19 protein-coding genes are annotated in these 22856 nt (G+C 60.8%); 6 read left to right on the top strand and 13 right to left on the bottom strand.

Going from position 1 to position 22856, the window contains the following annotated elements; all coding sequences use genetic code 11:
- Positions 1-94 precede the first annotated feature (94 nt).
- Both DBP26_RS19030 and DBP26_RS19035 read right to left on the bottom strand, forming a co-directional pair.
- Positions 95-793: an OmpA family protein gene (locus tag DBP26_RS19030; protein ID WP_108239123.1), complete on the bottom strand. Its 699-nt coding sequence runs from the start codon at positions 791-793 to the stop codon at positions 95-97.
- Between the two features lie 109 nt (positions 794-902).
- Positions 903-1547 carry an MBL fold metallo-hydrolase gene (locus DBP26_RS19035; protein ID WP_108239122.1) on the bottom strand — a complete coding sequence of 215 codons (645 nt, stop codon included), beginning with the start codon at positions 1545-1547 and terminating at the stop codon, positions 903-905.
- 323 nt (positions 1548-1870) lie between these two features.
- Between DBP26_RS19035 and DBP26_RS19040 the strand changes: the two genes are divergently transcribed.
- Complete coding sequence (locus DBP26_RS19040) at positions 1871-3070, top strand: HD-GYP domain-containing protein (protein ID WP_108239163.1); 1200 nt, start codon at positions 1871-1873, stop codon at positions 3068-3070.
- 58 nt (positions 3071-3128) lie between these two features.
- Here the strand turns inward: DBP26_RS19040 and DBP26_RS19045 are convergent, their stop codons facing one another.
- The 5 genes from DBP26_RS19045 to DBP26_RS19065 form a co-directional block, all read right to left on the bottom strand.
- Positions 3129-5888, bottom strand: a complete 2760-nt coding sequence (locus tag DBP26_RS19045; RefSeq protein ID WP_108239121.1) for a LuxR C-terminal-related transcriptional regulator — start codon at positions 5886-5888, stop codon at positions 3129-3131.
- Between the two features lie 338 nt (positions 5889-6226).
- Complete coding sequence (locus DBP26_RS19050) at positions 6227-7591, bottom strand: DUF1329 domain-containing protein (protein WP_177411091.1); 1365 nt, start codon at positions 7589-7591, stop codon at positions 6227-6229.
- Between the two features lie 15 nt (positions 7592-7606).
- Positions 7607-9529, bottom strand: a complete 1923-nt coding sequence (locus tag DBP26_RS19055; protein WP_108239119.1) for a DUF1302 domain-containing protein — start codon at positions 9527-9529, stop codon at positions 7607-7609.
- Between the two features lie 366 nt (positions 9530-9895).
- On the bottom strand, positions 9896-11572 hold the full coding sequence (locus tag DBP26_RS19060) for a fatty acid--CoA ligase (protein ID WP_108239118.1): 1677 nt from the start codon (positions 11570-11572) through the stop codon (positions 9896-9898).
- A gap of 340 nt (positions 11573-11912) precedes the next feature.
- The gene (locus tag DBP26_RS19065; RefSeq protein ID WP_108239117.1) at positions 11913-12542 is read right to left on the bottom strand and encodes a LysE family transporter; all 630 of its coding nucleotides are present in this window, start codon (positions 12540-12542) and stop codon (positions 11913-11915) included.
- A gap of 87 nt (positions 12543-12629) precedes the next feature.
- Between DBP26_RS19065 and DBP26_RS19070 the strand changes: the two genes are divergently transcribed.
- The 3 genes from DBP26_RS19070 (at position 12630) to DBP26_RS19080 (ending at position 15500) form a co-directional block, all read left to right on the top strand.
- On the top strand, positions 12630-13595 hold the full coding sequence (locus DBP26_RS19070) for a 2-hydroxyacid dehydrogenase (protein WP_108239116.1): 966 nt from the start codon (positions 12630-12632) through the stop codon (positions 13593-13595).
- Between the two features lie 71 nt (positions 13596-13666).
- Positions 13667-14665 carry a class I SAM-dependent methyltransferase gene (locus DBP26_RS19075; protein ID WP_108239115.1) on the top strand — a complete coding sequence of 333 codons (999 nt, stop codon included), beginning with the start codon at positions 13667-13669 and terminating at the stop codon, positions 14663-14665.
- Positions 14666-14915: 250 nt separating this feature from the next.
- Positions 14916-15500, top strand: a complete 585-nt coding sequence (locus DBP26_RS19080) for a TMEM165/GDT1 family protein (RefSeq protein ID WP_108239114.1) — start codon at positions 14916-14918, stop codon at positions 15498-15500.
- 83 nt (positions 15501-15583) lie between these two features.
- Here DBP26_RS19080 and DBP26_RS19085 read toward each other — a convergent pair whose 3' ends face one another.
- Positions 15584-16402 carry a M48 family metallopeptidase gene (locus tag DBP26_RS19085; protein WP_108239113.1) on the bottom strand — a complete coding sequence of 273 codons (819 nt, stop codon included), beginning with the start codon at positions 16400-16402 and terminating at the stop codon, positions 15584-15586.
- A gap of 295 nt (positions 16403-16697) precedes the next feature.
- On the opposite strand from DBP26_RS19085, the gene DBP26_RS19090 reads away from it, so the two are divergent.
- Positions 16698-18839, top strand: a complete 2142-nt coding sequence (locus tag DBP26_RS19090; protein ID WP_108239112.1) for a methyl-accepting chemotaxis protein — start codon at positions 16698-16700, stop codon at positions 18837-18839.
- Between the two features lie 47 nt (positions 18840-18886).
- Here DBP26_RS19090 and DBP26_RS19095 read toward each other — a convergent pair whose 3' ends face one another.
- The 3 genes from DBP26_RS19095 to DBP26_RS19105 all read right to left on the bottom strand — a co-directional run bounded on the left by DBP26_RS19095 (position 18887) and on the right by DBP26_RS19105 (position 20022).
- Positions 18887-19516: an SOS response-associated peptidase gene (locus tag DBP26_RS19095; RefSeq protein WP_108239111.1), complete on the bottom strand. Its 630-nt coding sequence runs from the start codon at positions 19514-19516 to the stop codon at positions 18887-18889.
- Positions 19517-19579: 63 nt separating this feature from the next.
- Positions 19580-19840, bottom strand: a complete 261-nt coding sequence (locus tag DBP26_RS19100; RefSeq protein ID WP_108239162.1) for a DUF2007 domain-containing protein — start codon at positions 19838-19840, stop codon at positions 19580-19582.
- Positions 19840-20022 (bottom strand): CPXCG motif-containing cysteine-rich protein, encoded by a 183-nt coding sequence (locus tag DBP26_RS19105; RefSeq protein ID WP_108239110.1) that lies wholly within the window; start codon positions 20020-20022, stop codon positions 19840-19842. Before DBP26_RS19105 ends, DBP26_RS19100 begins: the two co-directional genes overlap by 1 nt.
- 204 nt (positions 20023-20226) lie before the next feature.
- Between DBP26_RS19105 and DBP26_RS19110 the strand changes: the two genes are divergently transcribed.
- Positions 20227-21390 (top strand): 1-acyl-sn-glycerol-3-phosphate acyltransferase, encoded by a 1164-nt coding sequence (locus DBP26_RS19110; protein ID WP_177411090.1) that lies wholly within the window; start codon positions 20227-20229, stop codon positions 21388-21390.
- Between the two features lie 203 nt (positions 21391-21593).
- On the opposite strand, the gene DBP26_RS19115 is transcribed toward DBP26_RS19110, so the two are convergent.
- Positions 21594-21863, bottom strand: a complete 270-nt coding sequence (locus tag DBP26_RS19115) for a hypothetical protein (RefSeq protein WP_108239108.1) — start codon at positions 21861-21863, stop codon at positions 21594-21596.
- Positions 21864-22077: 214 nt separating this feature from the next.
- Positions 22078-22659: a YajG family lipoprotein gene (locus DBP26_RS19120; protein ID WP_108239107.1), complete on the bottom strand. Its 582-nt coding sequence runs from the start codon at positions 22657-22659 to the stop codon at positions 22078-22080.
- Positions 22660-22856 lie beyond the last annotated feature (197 nt).

A 22856-nucleotide genomic window follows, 5' to 3' on the forward strand; every position in this document is an offset into this window, starting at 1 on the left:
ACGACGGTGGCCGGCACAACGGTGGCCGCCACAAATAAAAACCCCGGCAGATGGGCCGGGGCGTTCAAGACTGGCGTCTGACGGCAGACTCAAATCACTGTTGCGGGTATTGCTGACCTGGAATCGGCTTGAGGTTGACTTCGACGCGGCGGTTCTGGGCGCGGCCATTCACGTCGGCGTTGCTGGCAATCGGCGAGTCGGGACCGGCACCGCGGACCGACAGGTGTGAGGCATCCACACCTTGCGACGTCAGGTACGTCGCCACACTCTGTGCCCGCTGTTGCGACAGATCCATGTTGTGCTGACGGCTGCCTGTACTGTCGGTGTAGCCGACGATTTCGATCATGTTCTGGTTGTATTGCTTCAGAGAGCCCGCCAGGTTGTTCAACGGTGCGTAGAAGCTGCTGGCGATGGCCGAAGAATCGGTGGCGAAGGTAATGTTGCCAGGCATCACGAGTTTGATGTTGTCACCCTGCCGCTGCACTTCGACACCGGTGTTGGCCATGCTGGCGCGCAAGGCGGCTTCCTGTTTGTCAGCGTAATAACCGTAACCCGCAGACGCCGCACCGACGACGGCTGCGCCAATCAATGCACCTTTGCCACGGTGGTTGTGGTCAATGGCGGCGCCGGCGACGGCCCCCGCCAGCGCACCCAGACCACCGTATTTGGCGGTTTTGCTCATGCCGCCGGAATTCTGAGCCTGTCCCTGATTGTCGTATGGATTTTGCGACGCGCAACCCGACAAAACGGCGAGCGCAGTGGCAGCGATGATCAAACGGCGAAAGGTAAACATCTGGAACGAGCTCCTGTTTTGCTTTTACCCAGCCACTGCAAGGGCCGGGCGATGTGCCCAATTAGAGCATGCTCCCTGTCAAAAATTCCTTAACACCGCCTGAACGATTTCACGCCCGCACGAAAGGGTTTTCTCGCATCTCGTCCCCCAGCCGCGTGTCCGGGCCGTGGCCGGTGATCACCGTCGCCTCTTCATCCAGCGTATAGAGGCGCTCTCTGATCGAGCGAACGATGGTGGCCTGATCGCCGCCCCAGAGGTCGGTCCGACCGACACCGCGTTTGAACAGCGTATCCCCCGCAATCAGCAATTGCGCCTCTTCGAACCAGAAACTCATCGACCCCGGCGTGTGGCCTGGGGTATGGAGCGCAATGCCGCACCCGCACGCCAGTTCCTCGTCATGCTCGAGCCAGCGATCCGGCGAAGGCACCGGCACGTAGGGCACGCGAAATACCTGACACTGAGTTTCAAGGTTGTCCCACAGAAACTTATCCTCTTTATGCAGGTGTAACGTCGCGCCGGTCTTCTCCTTCAACTGCCCGGACGCCAGAAAATGATCCAGATGGGCATGGGTGTGGATGATGCTCACACACCTCAACCCGTGGGCTTCGAGCTTGGCCATGATCAATTCCGGATTGCCGCCGGGGTCGACCACCATCGCGGTCTTGGTGATCGGGTCGCCAATGATCGTACAGTTGCACTGCAACGGCCCGACGGGGAAGGTTTCTCGTATGAGTGGGGTGTTCTGAGCATTCATGGTAGGGGGGTGCCAGCGCTGAGTTCGACAGGGTCGGGCAAGGGTCACCCGAAATCGAGGGACATTCAACCCGCCCACATTCAGCAAAATTATTTTCGGCGGCCTTTTTCACGCCTTTTCGAGCATCCGCCGCTAACCATTTGCCCCGTTGGAAAAATCCGGAAATCGGGCCATTTTGCGCGCCGTTTTGACCGATGTCTTTTTCGAAATACTGCCCATATACTGGCCCTGCGCAACCATCGAATCCGGTGGCGTTCGAGTAGATAAGATGTCACTCGATGATCCCGCAGGGCAGCCAGACCTACGTGTTGCGAGCAGGCGCCATGCTAAGAAAAATAGCCGTCTCCGATTTGACGCTGGGCATGTATATCCACGAATTCTGCCGCCCACGGCTTCATGATCCGTTCTGGACGCAAAACGTCGAACGCGAGCTGTGTGACGAGGCAGTATTGCAGCGCATCAAGGCCTCGATACGCGAGGTGTGGATCGATACAAGGCGCGGAAGAGGTCCGGATGAGCGGGCGACGATTCTGGCCGAAGCGTGCTCCATCCCGTACAAGCCCGACACCGAGCCAAGCAGCCTGGACGAGGAGCTCATACGCGCCAAGGCAATTTGTGGCCGGGCCAAGGCGGCCGTCATGACCATGTTCACTGACGCTCGCATGGGCCGGGCCATGAATGCCGAGGACGTCGACCTGCTGGTCGAGGAAATCTCGGCCTCAGTGATGCGTCATCCCCATGCACTGATCAGTCTGTCCCGCCTGAAAACCTCCGACGAATACACCTACATGCACTCTGTCGCCGTGTGCGCCCTGATGGTAGCGCTGGCACGGCAGATGGAAATGAGCGAGGAACAGGTGCGCGAAGCCGGTGTCGCCGGACTGATGCACGACGTGGGCAAAATGATGATTCCCGCCGCCATCCTGAACAAGCCGGATCGGCTGACGTTGGAAGAGTACGAGGCGATGAAGCACCATCCCGAAGCCGGACTGAAGATCCTGCAAGACACACAGCAAACCACCCCGGCAGTCATGGATGTATGCCTGCATCACCACGAGAAGATCGACGGCAGCGGCTATCCCCACGGACTCAAAGGCGAAGCGATCAGCCTCTTCTCGCGTATGGGCGCAATCTGCGACGTGTACGACGCCGTGACCTCAGATCGCCCTTACAAAAAGGGCTGGGATGCTGCGCAATCGATTCGCGAAATGGCGTCTTGGAAAGGCCATTTCGACGAGACGATTTTTCAGCACTTCGTGAAGACCGTCGGCATTTACCCTGTCGGCACATTGGTTCGCCTGAAAAGCGAGCGCCTGGGTGTCGTCATGGAACAGGGCGAAAAATCACTGCTGCATCCTAAAGTGAAAGTCGTTCTGTCGACCCGCACCCGCTTGCCTTGCGCCCCCAAAGTCATCGACCTGGCCCACGCCGATGAAGAGGACGCGATCGTCAAGTGCGAACTGGCCGCTGACTGGGGGCTGCGCGACATTGAAAAACTATGGGCGGGAGAGGCTTGGGTTTAAACGTTCGCTCGCGCCGCAACGGCAGGATGCCGACGCAGGTAACCAACGGCGGGAGTGATTACCCGAGCAATCCCAGTTCCTGTGCACGCGCTACCGCCTGGGTACGCCGCTCGACCCCCAGCTTGCTGTTGATGTGGCTGGCGTGGGTTTTCACCGTGTGCAGGGAAATGAACAGCCGCTCGCTGATCTCTTGATTCGAACAGCCCTGCGCGATGAGTTGCAGGACACCCAATTCGCGCGCACTGAGCGTGTCGCCGCCGGAACAGGCCACTGGCTCACTCATGTCTCGCGCGCATGGCAGGGCCTTTTCAGTGCCGGGGGGCAGTTGATTGAGCAGATAGTCGACCAACCGGCAGCGCGGGCGTTTTAGCAATTGCTCGTGCAGCCAGGCAGCGTGTTGATGAATCACGCCATGAAACGGCAACACCGCGCCGCCGGTCGCGCCCAGAAGGCTTCGATCAAGCAAATCCGGCGCCTTGGACGTGTCGTGCGCGGCCAACGCGAGCAGCAGATGCTGAGTCGCGGCGTATACCCCAAGCAGCCCTGCGCCAATGCGATGGGCGTGGTCCTCCAACTGGCTCAAGCGGCGGGCGGCGTCCTCGTTGCGCCCCTGGACCCGCTCCAGCGAGGCACGCAGCAATTCAATGTGCTGCGGCATCTGCGGCAGGCATTCGGGCGCCGCTGCAGGCCGCTCGCCGCCATACGTCTGGCCCAAGCGCAGCAGCCAGGCATCGGCCAGGTCGATGCGCCCCTGCGCCAACCACAGCTCGCACTTGGCTAACGTGATCATCGCCAGATAATAGACCGGCGGCACATCCCAGATATGCATCAGACGCTCGGCCTCGGCCAGTTCGGCGAAGGCATCGGCAAAGCGTCCTTCTCGCCCCGCCAGGCCCGCGATGACGCAATGCCCGATCAGCACGCTGATGTCGCGACAGGCGCGGGCCTCGCTCAGCCCCGCTTCGAGCCTCGCGCGGCCGGCCTCGGTTTGCAGGCACTGAACAAGCAGGTACCCCTCGTACAGCGTGAGCCTTGCGCGAACCGCGTAAAGCCGCTGTGACGACAGCCCGGCCAGACGACGCAAACCTTGACGCACCTCCTCCAGCGCTCGCAACGCCTCGCCCCGAGCCTGCAATGTGCGCGCCCGATCGTAGTGGGCCAGTGCCTCGAACAAGGGGTTGGCCACCCGCTGCGCCAACTCCAGCGCTTCGCGGTTCAGAGCCCGGGCGCGCCATAGGTCGCCCTCGGCAATCGCCAGATTGGCCAGTGTCGACAGGCACAGCAGGCGCTGGCCATAACGCTTTTGCGGAAGGCTGGCCAAGGCTTCATTGCAATAGCGCTCGGCGGTTTCGCGGTCGCCACGGCCGCGCGCGATGATTCCACTCAATGCCAGCCATTGAGCGAGCATGGATTTTTGCGCGGTCGCCGAAGGCGCAGGCAGAAAGCGGCTGAGGTGATTGCCCAATTCCTCGGCCGCATCGAGCTGGCATGCCAGCCCCAACGCCCAGGCGTACAACACGATCAGTCGAGGGGTGCTGATCAGCAGGCTGTCCGGTAAATCCATCTTCCAGCGCAGCAGCATGCCCACGTTCTGCTCGGCCAGCAGCTGCTCTTCGGACAGGTTCTGCACCAAATTAGCCGCGACATCGTGATGCCCCGCCCGCAATGCCTGTTCAATGGCTTCATCGAGCAGCCCCTGCTCGCTGAACCAGCGACAGGCATTCAGGTGCAGCCGCCGTTGTTGGGGCGCCACTGTGCTGCCGGCCCGCGCACGCAACAGGTCGGAGAACAAGTGATGGTAACGGAACCAGCGACCGTGCTCATCCAGAGGCACCAGAAACACTTGGTGAGCTTGGAGAAAGGCGAGTATTTCGGCACTGTCATGGGTGTCGCGAGCAGCGTTGCACAGGGCGCTGCAGAACCGCTCAAGGCAGGCTGTTTCATACAAAAAAACCTGCACCTCGGAGGGCAGGCAGTCGATGACTTCCTCCAGCAGGTAGTCGCGGATCATTCCCTCGCCGCCGTTGAGTTCCTGTGCCAACGCATCGCCCCCGGCCTCCGCTGCAGCCAGCAACCAGAAGCGCAGCCCCGCCACCCAGCCCTCGCTGCGCTGTAGCAGGTTGCTGAGGGCGTCTTCGCTCAGGGTGCTGCCGCGCTGATCGAGCACCGCCCGGGATTCCTCGTCGGTCAGACGAAGATCCTGCTCAGAGAGTTCGAGTAACTGGCGCGACAGACGCAACCGCGCCAGATGCCAGTCCGGCCGCTGGCGACTGGTGACCATCACGACCATACCGGCGGGCAAGTGGTTAAGGAGAAATTGCAGGCATCGATCGAGTACCGGGCCCTGAACCAGATGGTAGTCGTCGAGCACCAGCAGCAGGGGTTTGCTCAACATCAGGTGCATCGTCAGCTCATCAAGCAGGCCATCGAGCCATTCCTCGAAGGCGAAGGGCTGATGTCGCTGGCGCATTTTCAGCAGCCCTAGGGCCTGGCTACCGAGTTGGGGAAAGAAGTGTTGAAGGCCGGCCAGCAAGCGCTCGAGGAAACGCCCGGGATCGCTGTCGCGCTGGCTCAAGCCCAGCCAGAGGTTCTGCCATTGCTCGGGCAGGCTCTCGCAGAATTCGACGGCAAGGGAGCTCTTGCCAAATCCGGCTGGCGCGCTGACCAGCAGCAGACGCCCTGAAAGCCCCGCCCCCAGACGTTCGCACAGACGTGGTCTGGGCACATAGCCCTCAGGCAGTGGCGGACGGAAGAACCGCCCCTCCAGTGAAGTGACCGCGTGATTTGCGAATCCTTGCAAACGCGACAGATCAGTCATGGCCGACTCTTGTTAAAAGTGTTTGTTATTCGGCGTTCAACTGACGGGAGACTAGCGGCTATGGTGCGGGTTTTGAAGAATGTTCGACGAAAGACTGTAAGAAAACATATCCAATCAACACCGCGAATGTCGCTTCATAGGCCGGAGGTGGGCTCAGGGATCGCCACTTTCTGGAGCGGCCGCGCGGCGGTGGCGGGTTTGCGGGGAATCACCCCGACGAATCGGGGTGATGGGGTGGCGCCCTCGGCGCTCGGCCTCAGGGTAAAGCAGCGCAGGACATCGGGTGCTTAGCCGCTGTGATCAACAATGCACCCCCTGCGCCCCATGCGTTCACGCGATCACCGCACCCCTTCCTGACGCAGCGCGTTAGGCTGGAAGTCGCTGATCGTCGCGGTGAAACCGAAGTCATAGGCCTTCTTCTCTTCGTTTTTCATGCCCAGCGCCAGATAGCGGCCCGATTGCAGGTCGTACAGGGCTTCGAGTGCGTACCACGGCACTTGCTTGTCGTAGTAGTTCTCACCGTGGGCTTCCGCCACACGCCACAACTGGCCACGGCCATCGTAGTGATCGATCACCGCCGCTTGCCAGGTGTCTTCGTCGATGAAGAAGTCGCGCTTGGCGTAGATGTGACGCTGGCCCTCCTTCAGGGTCGCGGTCACGTGCCAGACGCGGCGCAGTTCATAGCGGGCCAGGTCCTGGTTGATGTGTCCTGCCTTGATGATGTCGGTGTACTTGAGCTTCGGATCGTCGAGTTTGTAGCTGTTGGACGCGATGTACATCTCCTGCTTGCCGATCAGCTTCCAGTCGTAGCGGTCAGGCGCGCCGTTATACATGTCCAGGTTATCGGAGGTGCGAAGGCCGTCCGCTGCCGTACCCGGCCCGTCATACGACACCTGTGGCGCCCGACGTACGCGGCGCTGGCCAGCGTTGTACACCCAAGCCGCGCGCGGCTCCTTGACTTGGTCGAGGGTTTCGTGAACCAGCAGCACGGAACCGGCCAGGCGCGCCGGAGCGGTCACTTCCTGCTTGAAGTAGAACAGGATGTTCCCCGGGTTCTTCGGATCGAAATCCTTCATCTTGTCGCGGAACACGAACTCATCGTGGAAGTACACCGGGTTGAACGAGCCGTTGGTTTGCGGCGTGGCCTGAGTGACCAGCCGCGAAACACTGCCGCCGCGGTACCGGGTAATGTGGTTCCAGATGACTTCCAGGCCGTCTTTCGGAATCGGGAATGGCACGGCGGTTTCGAAGTTTTCCAAGCCGTTACCACCGGCTACCAGCTTGGTGTTGGTGGCGTTGCGCTTGATCGCGGCAGCTACGTCGGCAGGCACCGTGGCGCCACGATGGGTCGGATAGACCGGCATCTTAAAGGTGTCCGGGTATCGCTTGAACATCGCATATTGGCCCGGCGCCAGTTTGTCTTTGTATTGCTCGACGTTCTGCGCGGTGATGATGAACAGCGGTTTTTCGTTGGCGTACGGGTTGGCCAGGAAGCCTTTTTCATCCACCGCGCCCGCGTTGGTGGGTATGGGACTCCAGGCGCTGATGGTGTTGGCCGCGTTGCCGGCCTTTTCGGCCCCCATCGGCGTCAGAGTAGTGCCCAGCTTCGCCGCTTCGGAATCGGAAACCGCCGCCATCACCCCGGTCGCCAACAACGACAGCCCCAGAACGCCGACCTGCAGCAGACCCTTTGTTATTTTCATCTTCATGGTCATTCCTTAGAAATTCATGCCAAAGCTGAGCGCCACGAAATCGCGGTCATCCACGGTGGTGTACTTGCCATCGAAGAAATTGGTGTACGAAAGGTTGGCGGTGTAGGTGTTCTGATACTCCGCCTCCACCCCCAGGCTGACCGCTTTACGGCCTTCTTCGAAGTTGCCGCCAGGGCCTGGGGAGTAACCGTCGACGTCATGGGACCAAGCCACGCTTGGCTTGAGGTTCACGCCGGCGAACACGTTGTTGTAATCCCAGATGGCGCGAGCGCGGTAGCCCCAGGAATCGGTGGTGGTGAAACCGTCGTTTTCACAGTAGCGGCTGAGATTGTTCAGCGGCGCCCCGGCCAGGGTGCCCGCGTTGAGGGTCGTGCACTGGCCGTTCGGCAGCGGACCAGGACCGTAGCTCGGGTCACGTCCGTAACGCAGCTTCGAGGTGCTTTCCAGACCACCGACGTGAGTCCATCCCACTTCACCCACGACCGTCAGCCGTTCAGCCCCCATCACTTGATCGAAGAAATGGGTGAAAGTGGTCTGGGCCTGGCTGATCTCCTTGCGGCGGTAGCCCTTCTGATCGGCATTGGGCGAACCCTGCAACAAGGCGACGCTGGGGTTCAGTGGCGTCAATCCGGAGTAGAGGATGTCGGTGGTGTTCAGTTGTACCGGCGCGTTCGGGCGGTAGCTGATTTCGCCGCTCCACGCGGTGCCGGTCGGCAACGTGGTGGAGAAGCTCAGGCCGAACAGGTGGATGTCTTCGGGGTACTCGACGTAATAGCTGGAGTTGCCCGCGACCACCAGTGGCAGCAAGGTCGGCGCAAGGCTCGTCGCCACGCCAACCGGGACGCCGTTGCGCGCCAACTGCCCTACCAGGCCTGCGCCGCTGTAAGCGCTGGCCGGGCCACCCTTGCCGCTGAAAATCGGCAGGCGGCTGTGGTAGTTCATGTAATAGGCACCGAATTCGGTATCCAGCGGCTCGAAGTTGTAGTGCATCGCCACGCCGTACTGACCACTGTCACGGGCGTCACGGTCAGGACCACGACGCACCACCGCCCCCTCGTCAGGGTTGCCGAACACCACGCCGCGCTGGGAGAGTGCGTTTTGCACCGGGTTACGCAGTGCCGCTGGCAAAGCAGCGTTCAAGCTATTGCGCGTGCGCAGCACTGCGAGGTTGTTCTTGCAGCCATCGGCGATGACGTCCGGTTGCGAGAAGAACGTGCCGCAGTTGTCGACCACGGTCTGGTCCCATTCCAGCTGGTAGAAGCCCTCGGCCGACAAGTTCTCGGTCAGGCTCTGGGACAGGTAGAACATGTTGACCGGAATCAGGCCTTCCTTGATTTCCGAGCCGGGACGGCGGAAGGCCGAAACGTCGATGGGGTTGATGCTGTTGATCCCGCCGCCAATGAAGGTGCTCTCGCCCCAACTGACGACTTGCTTGCCGAACCGCACCGAGCCCGGCTCATCGCCGATGGAATAGTTGTGGTAGACGAACGCGTCGAGCAGTTCGAAGCCTGAGGACTTGGCCCCCTCCTTGCGACCCGAATCACTGATGTCCTTGAACTCGCGGCCTTCGTCCTTGAGCTCGAAGTCGTACCAGTACTTGCCCCGCAGGAACATCCCTGTATCGCCGTACTTCAGCTCCAGATCATGGATGCCCTTGAAGATCTTCGAGAAGGTCTCCCCACTTTTGAAATTCAAATGGCCGTCATCGGATGTTTGCGAAAGACCGTGTCCGCCGTTGTTCGAACCGATCAGGTTCTTGTTGGCGTTCTGCGTCGACCAACTGGCGCCGATGGACAGGGACGAGTCGAAATTACCTTCGATTTCACCGATGTTGAAACTGACGCCGAATGCGGGTCCGGCGAGCGAGGACGCGAGGCTGACGGCCAGAGGCAGTTTCGCCCGGCGCCAGAACAGGTTTGCTGATGTCATCGACGCTACTCCATGTGCTTTTATTTTTATGGCAGTGGGTGCTTCCAGAAACGACTCAGGTGGACTGATCCGCAGTGCCTGGGTGTCGACGCGTATCGGGCAGCCCATGCAAAGCTGCGAAACGATGAAGGCGTCTTTCTCCGGTACCAACCTACTGCCGACTATAGCCAGCAGGTGCTACTGCTTGATCCCTCTAAAGTGTGATTTACAGCGGCGACGCCTCTAATCCGCCGATTTCGACGGACCGGCCGCGCTGCACAAGGAGGGTGGCTGAAAGGGTTGATTTGGCAAGGCAGACGCCAGCCAGACGCGTTCCGGCACATTGCCACGATCCATTTCGTGACACTGTGCGCGGAAACATCGGGCTCAGAGGGTGGAGAGAAACGTGCTATTGGTGCTCTGCCATTCGAGGATATCCAGGCGGATACGCTTCTTGTCGAGCTTACCGACGCTGGTCTTGGGAATTTCGGTAACAAGTGCGATTTGACTCGGAATCGCCCACTTGTTGATGTGGCCCTGCTCGACGAAAGGCTTGAGGTGTTCCTTCAGCGCCTTGGCATCGATGACGTGGCCTTCATGGACCACCAGCAACGCGAACGGCCGCTCGCCCCACTGAGGATCGGCAACGCCCACCACCGCCACTTCGCGGACACCCGGATGACGGCTGCACAGATCCTCCAGCTCCAGGGAGGAGACCCACTCCCCACCTGTCTTGATCACGTCCTTGATCCGGTCACGAATGTCGATACCGCCCATGCTGTCCAAAGTGGCCACGTCGCCTGTGTGTAACCAGCCACCGGCCCAGAGCTCGGTGCCTTTTGCCGGCTCGCGGTAATACCCTTCAGTGAGCCACGGCGCGCGGAGCACCAGTTCGCCTTGCGTTTCACCATCGGACGGCAGGAAATTGCCCTCACTGTCGACAATGGCGGCTTCGACCAGCACCCCCGGCGCCCCGGCCTTGATCCGGTAAGTGGTGCGCTCGTCTTCGCTGCCCGCCATCAACTCATCGTTCAGGTGTGCAACCGATACCAGCGGCCCGGTTTCGGACATCCCATAGGCAGCGGTCAGTTGAATGCCTTTGGCTTTGGCAGCTTCGTACAACGAGCGGTTCAGCGAGCTGCCGCCAATGATGATGTTCCAGCCGGTGAAATCCACGTCCTTTGCAGCCTTGGCATTGAGCACCATCTGCATGATGGTGGGCACGCAGTGGGAGAAATTGACCTTTTCCTTGCGCCACAGCTCCACCAGCAGTTCCGGGTCATAGCGGCCGGGATAGACCTGCTTCACGCCGAGCATGGTGGCGGCGTACGGCACGCCCCAGGCATGGACGTGGAACATTGGCGTGATCGGCATGTAGACCTTATCGGTGCCCAGCAACCCTTCGACGCTGCCCATGATCGTCGCCACGGCCAGGGTGTGCAGCACCAACTGGCGGTGGGTGAAATACACGCCTTTGGGGTTGCCTGTGGTACCGGTGGTGTAAAACGTGGTCGCCACCGAGTTCTCGTCGAAATCTTCGAAGGCGTAGGTCGGGCTGGCGGCCGCCAGCAGGCTTTCATATTCCCCGACCAGATTCGGCAACTCGGCGGTCTTATCGGACGTATCGGTCAGTAGCAAGGTCTTTTCGACGGTGGTCAGTTTGCTCGCAAAGCAGTTGTAAAGCGGCACGAATTCGCTGTTCACCAGCACGAACTTATCTTCGGCGTGATTCATGGTGAACAGGATCTGGTCCGGCGACAGGCGCACGTTGATGGTGTGAATCACTGCGCCGATCATAGGAATGGCGAACATGCATTCCAGATACCGGTGGCTGTCCCAATCCATGACGGCCACGGTATCGCCCGCTTTCACGCCTGCTTCGGTCAGCACATTGGCGAGGCGGCAAATGCGCTCGTTGAGCGTCAGATAAGAGTAGCGTGATTGGTCCCGGTAGACGATTTCCCGCGTTTTTTCGTAACGGCTGCCCGACAGCAGCAAGCGCTTGATCAACAGCGGGTACTGGTACGCGCCATCAGCTGGCGGAATCACGCGTGTCTGCAGCATAGGAGTCCCTTTTCAAGATGCCATGGCGGTGCCGAAAATATGCACTCTAGAGCCTTCACTCGCCAGTCAAATCAGCCAAAGGGATGATTCGATTGACGAGTGACCCGACCGGCATCATGCCAATTGAAAGGGTGAAAATGCCTCCACCAAGCGATGTAGAAGGGGTTTCAGGGGGCGCGCGAGGCAACGCCGGCATGCCATTCAGGACAGGCCACGGTCAGTCGGCTGTAAGCGAAAGCACGCAGGAGTATCGGGGCCCCGAAGCATTTAAGTGGTTTGAACTTCGGCTCGACAGTCGGCCATGGGGTGCATGAGCCTACTGTCTACAACGTCCACTTGATCAATGCACCTCAGTCAGCGCCAGTTTGAGCCCCAACGCCACCAGTACCCCACCCATGGCGCGATCGAACCAGTGCCCCATGCGCGCAAAACCGGCGCGCACACGTTCCTGACTGAACAGGCGCGCGACCATGCAGAACCACAGGCCGGTCGCGACGGCCAGGTAAACGCCGTAGCCCGCCTGTACCAGCAATGGCGTATGGGGGTTGATGACCACAGTGAACAGTGACAGGAAGAACAACGTGGCCTTCGGGTTCAGGCCATTGGTGACGAAACCGGCGGTGAAAGCCCCACGTGCGGTGCGCTCCGCTTTCGCGAGGTGGAGGGACGGCTGGGCCCCGTCCGAAGGTTTGGCGCGCAGCGCCTTGAAGCCGATGTACAGCAAGTAGGCCGCCGCCGCCCATTTCAGGGCGTTGAACAGCACAATGGACTGGGAAACGATCAGCCCGATGCCCAAGAGCGAATAGCCAACGTGCAGGCAAATCGCGGTGCCCACGCCCATCGCGGTATAGGTTCCAGCCTTGCGCCCGTGCGTCACACTCTCCCGAACGACCACCGCAAAGTCGGGACCGGGGCTCGCGACGGCGAGCAGGTGAATGAGGGCAACGGTGAAAAACTCCGTCCAGTACATGATGTTCTCCGGGCGTTCAGGCAAGCGGCTGGCTCTGGTAGGCTCGTTACCTTACGCCCACTCATCACCGAGCAAAAGGTACAGCTGATGTCCAGTCAAAGCAGAGCAGTTTTCCTCGACCACACTTCTCTGGATCTCGGCGATCTGGACCTCAGCCCGTGGAGAGAGACTTTTGGTGAACTGATCCTGTACGCCAGTAGTTCGGCCGATCAGGTCATCGAGCGGCTGCAAGGCGCACACGTCGTGATCTCCAACAAGATCTCGCTCGATGCCGAGACATTCGCGGCGTGTCCGGACCTGAAACTGGCACTGGTCACCGCTACCGGCGTCAACAACGTCGACCTCGACGCCGCCCGCAAACACGGGGTGGTCGTGAGTAACTGCCAGGGTTACGGCACGCCTTCGGTTGCCCAGCACACCCTGATGTTGCTGCTGGCGCTGGCGACCCGTCTGCCTGACTACCAGCAAGCCATCCATCAGGGTCAGTGGCAGAAATCCCGGCAGTTTTGCCTGCTGGACTTCCCGATCGTCGAACTGGAAGGCAAGACGCTGGGTTTGCTGGGCCACGGCGAACTCGGTGGCGCGGTGGCGAAGCTGGCCGAAGCCTTCGGGATGCGCGTGGTACTGGGCCAGATTCCCGGCCGCCCTGCTCGCCCGGATCGCATGCCGCTGCACGAACTGCTTCCTCAAGTGGACGCCTTGACCCTGCACTGCCCACTCAACGAGCACACCCGCGACATGCTCGGCGCCCATGAGCTGAGCCTGATGAAACCCAAAGCATTCATCGTGAACACGGCCCGCGGCGGGTTGATCAACGAGCAAGCCCTGGCCGATGCGCTGCGCAATGGGCACCTGGCAGGCGCCGCCACCGACGTCCTGACCGTCGAGCCTCCCGTAAACGGCAACCCGCTGCTGTCCGGAGACATCCCCCGGCTCATCGTGACGCCCCACAGCGCCTGGGGCAGCCAGGAAGCCCGCCAGCGCATCGTCACCCAAGTCAACGAAAACGCACGCGCGTTTTATGCAGGCGCGCCGATCCGCGTGGTGAGCTGACCGGGCAAAACGCCGCGGAAGTCATCGCCGACACATCCCTGTTAAACTCCGCCCTTTTTCAGGAGCCGACGATGGACCCGCGCAGTGAAGTGTTACTCCGTCAGGCCGAGCTGTTTGAAGGTTCATTGTTGCTGGCTGGCCTGCCTGCCGACGACCTGCTGACCAGACTGCCCGATGCACGAGGGTGGAGTTGGCATGCCGGAGATTTTGCCGCACTGGAAAGCCGTTTCAGCGGGCGCATTCACTTTGGCACCGAGGCCCCGGACGCGCCGTTCGAGGCCGCCGTGCTCTTCCTCCCGAAAGCCAAGGACCTGAGCGATTATTTGCTCAATGCGCTGGCCGCTCGCCTGGCCGGCCGCGAACTTTTTCTGGTGGGTGAAAAGCGCGGCGGTATCGAAGCGGCAGCGCGGCAATTGAGCCCTTTCGGCCGTGCCCGCAAGCTTGACAGCGCTCGCCATTGCCAACTGTGGCAGGTAACGGTGGAAAACCCGCCGCAGGCCGTTGAACTCGAGCAGTTGGCCAAACATTTCGACATCGAGACGCCCAACGGCCCACTGAAGATCGTGAGCCTCCCCGGCGTGTTCAGCCACGGGCGGCTGGACCGGGGCACTGCCCTCTTGCTGGAGCACATCGGCAAGCTGCCACCGGGCCATCTGCTCGACTTCGGTTGCGGCGCCGGCGTGTTGGGGGCTGCGATCAAGCGGTGCCACCCGGATGTTCAGGTGACGATGCTCGATGTCGACGCGTTCGCAACCGCAAGTAGCCGACTGACGCTGGCAGCCAATGGTCTGCAAGGCGAGGTACTGACCGGCGATGGCATCGATGCTGCACCCGAGCATCTGGACGCGATCGTCACCAATCCACCCTTCCACACCGGCGTTCACACCGACTACGCAGCGACAGAAAACTTGTTGCGAAAAGCTCGTGAACATCTGAAAAAAGGCGGCGAATTGCGCCTGGTAGCCAATAGTTTCCTGCGTTATCAGCCGATCATCGAAGCGCATCTCGGGGTGTGCGCGGTGATGGCAGAAGGGAATGGTTTTCGAATTTACCGCGCCAAGCGTGGGTAAAAATAAACGCTTGCCGAATCGAATTCCCGAAGGCAGAATCCGCTCCGTCCTAGGGGAGTAGTCTCCCACGAGCCTCTCGCTCGTCCGGCGCGCATCAACATACTTGGTCCTCAGACCATGGTGCTCGCGACCCCAGATCCGCCTCAGACGGATCGGAGGTTTGACAAGACCTATGACACGCACATCCTGACCCGGGGCGGGGAGGCTGTACGTGTCATAGCCGTGTTGTCCCGCCCCTTAGGAAACCCTGATGCTGGAATCCCTATTGGTCCCTACCGCGGTCGTCGCACTGGCCGAAATCGGTGACAAGACCCAACTCCTCGCACTCATCCTCGCTGCCCGCTTTCGCAAGCCGTGGCCGATCATCGCCGGTATCGTCGCGGCCACGTTGGCCAACCACGCCGCCGCCGGTGCCGTAGGTGCCTGGTTCAGCAGTTTCCTCTCTGACGCGATGTTGCACTGGATCTTGGCCGCGAGTTTCACTGCTACCGCACTGTGGACGCTGGTTCCCGACAAGATGGACGACGACGAGGCCAACACGGCGCGTAAGTTCGGCCCCTTCATGACGACCCTGATCGCGTTCTTTCTCGCTGAAATAGGCGATAAGACGCAAATCGCGACCGTGATGCTGGCGGCGCAATACTCCTATCTGTGGCTGGTGATTCTGGGCACGACCCTGGGGATGTTGCTGGCCAATGTGCCGGTGGTGCTGGCAGGCAACTTCGCCGCAGAGAAATTACCGCTGACACTGATCCGTAGGCTGGCAGCCGGTGCGTTCTTCATCCTGGCGCTCGTCGCGGTGTACAAGGCGATGCAGGTCAGCGGCTGGGTTTGATCCGCCGCCCTGTTCGAATGCCCCAAGGCATCAGACTGATCGTACCCACGCCGCCCGCGAGGACGATCAGTCAGCCAGCTTGATCAAGACTTCGGGGCTTGCTCATACAACGGCATCACTTTGGGAATCGCCGCCTGCAAGGACGCAATCCGGTTCGCCGACGCCGGGTGGGTGCTCATGAATTCGGGCTGGGACGCCCCCGACTGCGCCTGCATCTTCTGCCACAGGGTGATCGCGGCATTGGGGTTGTAACCGGCGCGAGCGGACAGTTCCAGGCCGAGCAAATCCGCTTCGTTTTCATTCGCGCGGCTGTTGGGCAGCGTCAGGCTGTAGTTGACCACGGTGTCAGCGAGCGCCAGGCTGTCTTGCCCCAACCCGAGCAATGACCCCGCCCCCGTTTTGGCCATCTGCACGCCATACGCCTTCGACATCGCTTCGCGACCATGCTCGCGCAGGGCGTGGGCAATCTCATGCCCCATCACCGCCGCCAGTTCGTCGTCGCTGAGCTTCAGCGTATCGATCAAGCCGGTGTACACGATGATCTTACCGCCTGGCCCGCAGTTGGCATTGAGCTCGTCACTCTTGATCAGGTTCACTTCCCACTGCCACTGCGCCGCATCCGGCCGCAGTTTCGGCGCTTGGGCGATCAGCCGCTTGGCAACTGCCTGAACGCGAGCCGCTTCGGCGCTGCTGTTATCCAGCACGCCCTTGGTCGAAGCCTCGCTGACCGTTTCCTTATAAGACTGGGCGTACATCTGGTTGACCTGATCGGTCGACAGCATACTGAACATGTATTGCTTGCGCTCGACGCCTACCGAGTCCCCGCTGGTGGTGTTGACGGCCTGACAGCCCGCAACCAGCAACGCTGCGCTCAAGGCACAAAGAGCAAAGGTCTGACGCATTTTGGATCTCCATCGAAACAATCGCACCATCCTAGGCGGTACGCCCGCCGAGTACTAGATGGCAGCGGATTGCCAGCCGGTCAGTGCCGAAAATTCGCACATCCGTCATAGCGACGAAACGCCTTTACTCCCCCATGCGGGCTCCGTGCAGCCCCCGCCGAAGCCGCTCGACCCGGCGGCATGTCCAATAACGACCCACTTCATCCAAAAACGCCCGTTGCTTCGACTTCCCCCTCATTAAACCGGGGGCGCAGGCGATACCTCCTACAGACGTCCTTTCGCGTCCGGAGCCTTTATGAAGTTCAAATCGATCCAGTTCTCAGTCGCTGCACTGTCAGGTGCCATCGTCCTCAGTGTCGTGGCTGCCCTCGTCCTCTATGCCCTGTTTGCCGGGGCACGCACTCAGGACCTGGTGGAAAAGCGCACAACCGCTCAATTCGAGCAGGCCATCGAAGGTCACTTGACCGCGATCGCTCGCACACAGGCGAGCAATATCCAGCGATCACTGGAAGCGCCATTGCAAACGGCGGCGGGAATGGCGACGTTGAACGCGACGCTGGGCATGAAGGACACCAAGGGCGAGCCGCTGGTGAAGATGAGCCGTGAGCAACTGCTCAACCTGCTGCGCGAGACCGTCGTGCGCAATCCAGAGATCCTGGGTGCTTATATTGGCTGGGAACCCAATGCCCTGGATCACAATGACGCCGCCTATGCCGAAACCCCGATCACCGGTGTCGATCCAAAAGACGGCCGCTTCATGCCGTGGTGGTATCGCAAGCCGGACGGCACCTTCAATCTGGAAAAGCTGTCCAGCCTGGAAGACACGAAACTGCTGTCCACCGGTGTTCGCTCAAGCGAGTATTACCTTTGCTCTCGCGAAACGCGCAAAGCGTGTGTGATTGACCCCGCGCCGTACAAGGTTGGCGACAAGATGGTCATGCTGTCTTCGTTTATCGAACCGATCATGGTCGACGGCCAATTCCAGGGCATCGTCGGCGCCGATCTGTCGGTGAACTTCATCCAAGAAATGCTCGAAAAGGCGGACAAGAAGCTCTATGACGGCGCTGGCGACCTTGCGTTGATCGCCACCAACGGACGCCTTGTCGCCTACACCAAGGACACCAGCAAGCTCGGTGAAAAAGCCACCGATATCCTCGACGCCAACGAAGTCGCCAACCTCGCCAACATCGTCAAAGGCGAGGTGCGTTATGACATCGACAAAGAGCACGGCCACATCGAGTTGTACCTGCCATTCGGTATCGGCGACACCGATGCGCGCTGGACGCTGATGATCCGCGTACCCGTCAGCGCGGTCATGGCCGACCTGCAGAAGCTGCAGAGCGACCTGGCCCATCAACGTGACACCGATATCGTCGGCATGACCGTCGTCGGCCTGCTGATCGCGGCGCTGGGCTTGTTGATTGTCTGGTTCGTGGGGCGCGGCATTGCGCGTCCGCTCAAGCAAATGGTCGCCATGCTCGACGACATCGCCAAAGGCGAAGGCGACCTGACGCGCCGTCTCAGCAGCGACCGCGCCGACGAATTGGGCTCCATTGCCTTGGGCTTCAACACCTTCCTCGGCAAGCTGCAGGCCATGATCAGTCAGGTGGTGACGTCAGTGCAGAAGGTGAGCGACTCCTCCGAGCACACGGCCGACATTGCCATCCGCACCAACAATGGCGTGCACAAGCAGATGGCCGAGATCGACCTGGTGGCCACCGCCGTGCACGAGATGACCGCCACGGCCCAAGACGTGGCGCGCAACGCGACCCAGGCCGCTCAAGCGGCGAATCATGCCGACGATGCAGCCGTTCAGGGTATGCGCATCGTACACAACACGTCGAACTCCATCAGCGAGCTGGCCGTGGAGATTGGCCGCGCCGTGGAAGTGGTACAGACCCTGGCCAAGGACAGCGAGAACATCAATGCCATCCTTACGGCCATTCGCGGCATTGCCGAACAGACGAACCTGCTGGCCCTCAACGCCGCCATCGAGGCCGCCCGTGCGGGGGAACAGGGGCGCGGCTTTGCCGTGGTCGCTGACGAAGTCCGCAACCTGGCGCAGAAGACTCAGCAAGCCACTGAAGAAATCCAGTCAATGATTCAGGCACTGCAATCCGGTACACGGCAAGTGGTGAAAGTCATGGAAGACAGCCAGACCAAAACCGATGAAAGCGTGGGCCACGCGGCAGAGGCGGCTCAAGCGCTGGAAAGCATTACCAAGGCAGTGTCGGTGATCAATGACATGAACACGCAGATCGCCAGCGCCGCAGAAGAGCAAAGCGCGGTGGCCGACGACATCAACCGCAACGTCATCAACATTGGCCAGGTGGCCAATGAAGTCGCCGGCGGCGCCGACGAATCGAGTCAGGCGAGTGCCGAATTGACCCGACTGGCGGAGCAACAGCGTCGATTGATCAACCAGTTCAAGGTCTGAGTCACGCCTGCTGTAGCCGCCTTGCGCGGCTGCAGCCCCCCTCCCCCTCACAACGGTGTCAGGCACTCCGGAGCGTTGAGCTTCGGATCGTTCACCAGGTTTGCCAATGGCCGCTCCCGCAGTTGCATCTGTGGCGCGGCGAGCAGCGATTGCAAAGCGGGCAGTGAGCTTTGCGGGTCAAGCCAGGCCGCTTGCCCTTCAGCGTCGAGGATCAGCGGTCGACGCTGGCTCATCGCGGGCTGCGTCACCACGGCCACACTCAGCCAGTCGTGGCCGTCTACCGGGTAGGCTTCCCAGATCGCTGCGAAAAACAGCGACGCTCCCTCCCCCGGCGTCAGCCAGAACGGCCGCTTGCGTACGGTGCCGCGCCACTCATAAAAGCCGTTGGCCGGCAGCAAACAGCGGCGCTCCCGGAACGCCTGGCGAAACATCGGCTGCTCGGCCAGCGTTTCCGCCCGGGCGTGAGCGGGGGTACGCGACATGTCGGTGAGCCACGCAGGTGTCAGTCCCCAGCGGGCACGCGCCAGCGTTCGCGCGGCCGGTTCGCCTGGAACGGCGCGCAACATCAGCACCGAGTCATTGGGGGAAATGTTCCATTGCGCCTGCTGGTCGGCCGGAAAACCGGGCAACGCCGCAAAAGCGGGCGACCAACGAAACAGCGCATAACGTCCACACATGAATTAGGAGCACTTCTTCTGGAAAAACGGGGGGGGGGGGAGGTCTAACCGACGGAGCCGTTATCAGCACAGCAACACATCGGGGTAATTGTCAGGCTCTTCGCCCGACAGTGGAAAAGCCTCATTGTACTCAGTGATCAAGCGTCGCGCCCGCTCGGCCTGATCGTCATGCACAGCCAGGCCCAGCAGGCCGAACACCGGCAGTTCGCCGATGCCGCCGAGCAGGTGCCGGCCTGTGATGTGCGACTCGATCCCTTCACTGGCAAGCATTGCCTGCAGCAACTCACCTTCCATCATGTTTTCCGGCTCGTAGATTTTGCGCATCATTCGTTCTCGCTACGCACGTCCAGGGTCCAGTCCTCGCCATCGGTCTGCAGGCTGAAAATGATCGGCCGACAGCACACCGGGCAGTCTTCAATATAAGTCTGGTCGCCGCCGGAAAGGTCGAGCACCGCCTCCACCGGTTCGCCGCAGTAAGGGCAGTCATAATCCTGTATTTCCTGCATCACAGTCTCCTGGCCCAGTTTTGCGTATAATCGCCGACTCGTTTGCTGGCCGAACGTTTTGTTGCAAGGTGGCAGGCTCCGTACGAAAGGGGTTGAAAGCGAAGTGATCGAGGATGTTTTCAGCCCGGCATGGCCGAATATCGACCCCTTTCGTATCGAGCCTGCCGCCTACCTTTACCCTAGCCGTTTTTACAAGAGAGCATGATGGGCGAATTCGATGCCATCCGACCGTACGACGACACCGAAGTAAAAGCCGTACTCAACCGGCTACTGAGTGACAAGGCGTTCCTCGCGATCCTCACGCATTTTCGTTTTCCGCGCTTGGCCGGCTCGCTCGGCTGGATCCTGCAGCCGGCGATCGCCCGCAAGCTGCGTCGTCAGTTTGCCGGTATCGATTCGGTGGCTGCCTTGCAGGACAAGGTCGAGCATTACGTCGACCACACCATCGAGCGCGCCACCGATGGTGTGACCTACACCGGCGTCGAGCAGTTCAAGTCAGGGGTGGCCTACCTGTTCCTGGCCAACCACCGCGACATTGTGATGGACCCTGCGTTCGTGAACTATGCGGTGTACCACGCCGGCCTGCCGACGCCACGCATTGCGATCGGCGACAACCTGCTGCAGAAGCCCTTTGTCAGCGATCTGATGCGCCTGAACAAGAGCTTCATCGTGCACCGTTCCATCACCGGCCGGCGGGAGAAGATGGCGGCCTATCAGTTGCTGTCGGCTTACATCAATCATTCGATTCGCCACGACTGCCAGTCGATCTGGATCGCTCAGGCCGAAGGCCGGGCCAAAGACGGGGACGACCGCACCGAATCAGCCATCCTCAAGATGTTTCACATGAGCCGCAAGGACGAGCCATTTGGCGAGGTCATTCGGTCGCTGAACCTGACCCCGGTGTCGATCAGTTACGAGTACGACCCCTGTGATCACGCCAAGGCGCGCGAGCTGTACATCCGGGCCACCACGGGCAGCTATACCAAAGCGCCGGGCGAAGACGATGTCAGCATCGCGCTGGGCATCACCGGCTATAAAGGCCGAGTGCATGTCAATTTCGCGCCGCCCATCACCGAGGTCTACGAAGACACCAAGCAACTGGCGGCAGAGATGGACAAGCAGATTCTCGGCGGCTATCGCTTGTTCCCGGTGCATTACCTCGCGTATGCGCAGTGGGCCGATGCCGATCCCGGCCTGAAGGTGCCAAGCGCAGCCGAGGTGTTCCCGGCAGATGAATTGGCGCGTGCGAAGGAGGAGTGGCAGCGCCGTCTGGACGGCTGTCCGGAAGAACACCGGCCCTACCTGGTTTTGCAATACGCCACGCCCGTGCGCAATCAGTACCGGGTCAAGGCGGGATTACCGCTGTAGGCTCAAGATGCCCGGCAACCGTGACTTGCGGTTGCCGGCACCGAACATTCCCACGCTCCGCGTTGCCGGATATCGAATGCGAAGTCTCAACGGCGTCGGAAAATCTCCAGACAAGGCCTGCTGAACCTCCCAGCCGTGCGCCCAACAAGCCAGCTGGCGCGCTCCCCTCCTCGGTCATGGGCAGGCAGACTCCGCGAAGACGCTCAGAGCTTGGTGCTGACCCATGACAACGCCAGTGCGAACGCCAAACAACCGGCCCCGATCCGGTAGCTCAGGCGGATCATGCGCAGCGTCGGCACATCCATCAGGTGCATTGGCTCGTCGATCGGCGCCTGCTCGGTCAGGTTGTTCAAATGCGTGGTTTCCCGCTGCTCACGGATGCGGGTGGAATGGAGCAGCCAGATACCAGGGCCTGCCGCCAGCAATGCCATAAAGTTGATGACCATCCCGGGAGAGTGCTGGATGAGTGACATGGGGCCTCGATGGCGCCATGCAGAAGGCGCCGCAGATTCGGGTGTATCTGCCCCTACGGTATCCGCTGCCACCTTAACCTCGCCTGAACCGCTCGTTAGCCTGGCCGTGACGAACACAGCGCGGCGCAGCCCAGGGTTCTTTTCGGGTCGACATGAGGCACAAAAAAGCCCCGGCATCTTGCGACTCCAGGGCTTCGATGGACGCGGCAGAGGGTTACTGGCTCAGCATTTGCCCAATGGTGGGGTCCTTGAACAGGCGAGTCAGCGCATCGCTCAGCACATCACCGATCAGCTTGGTATTGGTTTCCTCGTTCGGCGCCATGCCGAAACGCTGGTCCAGCGAGGCGGCGTAGCGGCCGTTATAGCTGCGGCCATTGTTCTGCACATCGGCGCGGAACGTCGAGCTGATGTTCGCTTCAGTCACGTACAGGCCTTCCTTGGGTGACTGATACTTCAAATCAGCCAAGGTGACGGTCAGCTGCGGGCCGTTCCCACCTTGAACGGGCGTGAAGCCCAGCAGGCGAACGGCAGCTTCGGCCTGAGCCTGAAGCTGGGGCACCAGTTGCTGCCCGCTCACGGTGATTGCACTGGTTTCCGGGTACAGACCACCCCGGGTGCCGAGGGTCTGGGACTGACGACCGTCGACCACCCGCACCACGACCTGCTGGCCATGGCCGACCGCCGCGAGCTGGCTGTTCAGCTTGGGTTGCGGATTGAGTGTCTGCGGACTGTGGGCACATCCCACCAGCATCAGACTGCCGACGGCAAGCAAACCGAACAAAACACGACGCAACATGCTCATTTCTCCATGGGCCAGGGCACAAATTGTGCGGCAGTATAGCGACCTCCAGAGGTCGCTCACTAGGGTAAAGATACGACAAAGTGCCACTGTCGCGGTTCCCATACCAGCCGGGTGCCTGCCTCCCAAAACATCTGGACATCATCGCGCAACGGTAACGTCACGGACATGTCATCGGCCCACGACATACTTTT

It is taken from the genome of Pseudomonas sp. RIT409, from assembly GCF_003052515.2.
Taxonomy (GTDB): domain Bacteria; phylum Pseudomonadota; class Gammaproteobacteria; order Pseudomonadales; family Pseudomonadaceae; genus Aquipseudomonas.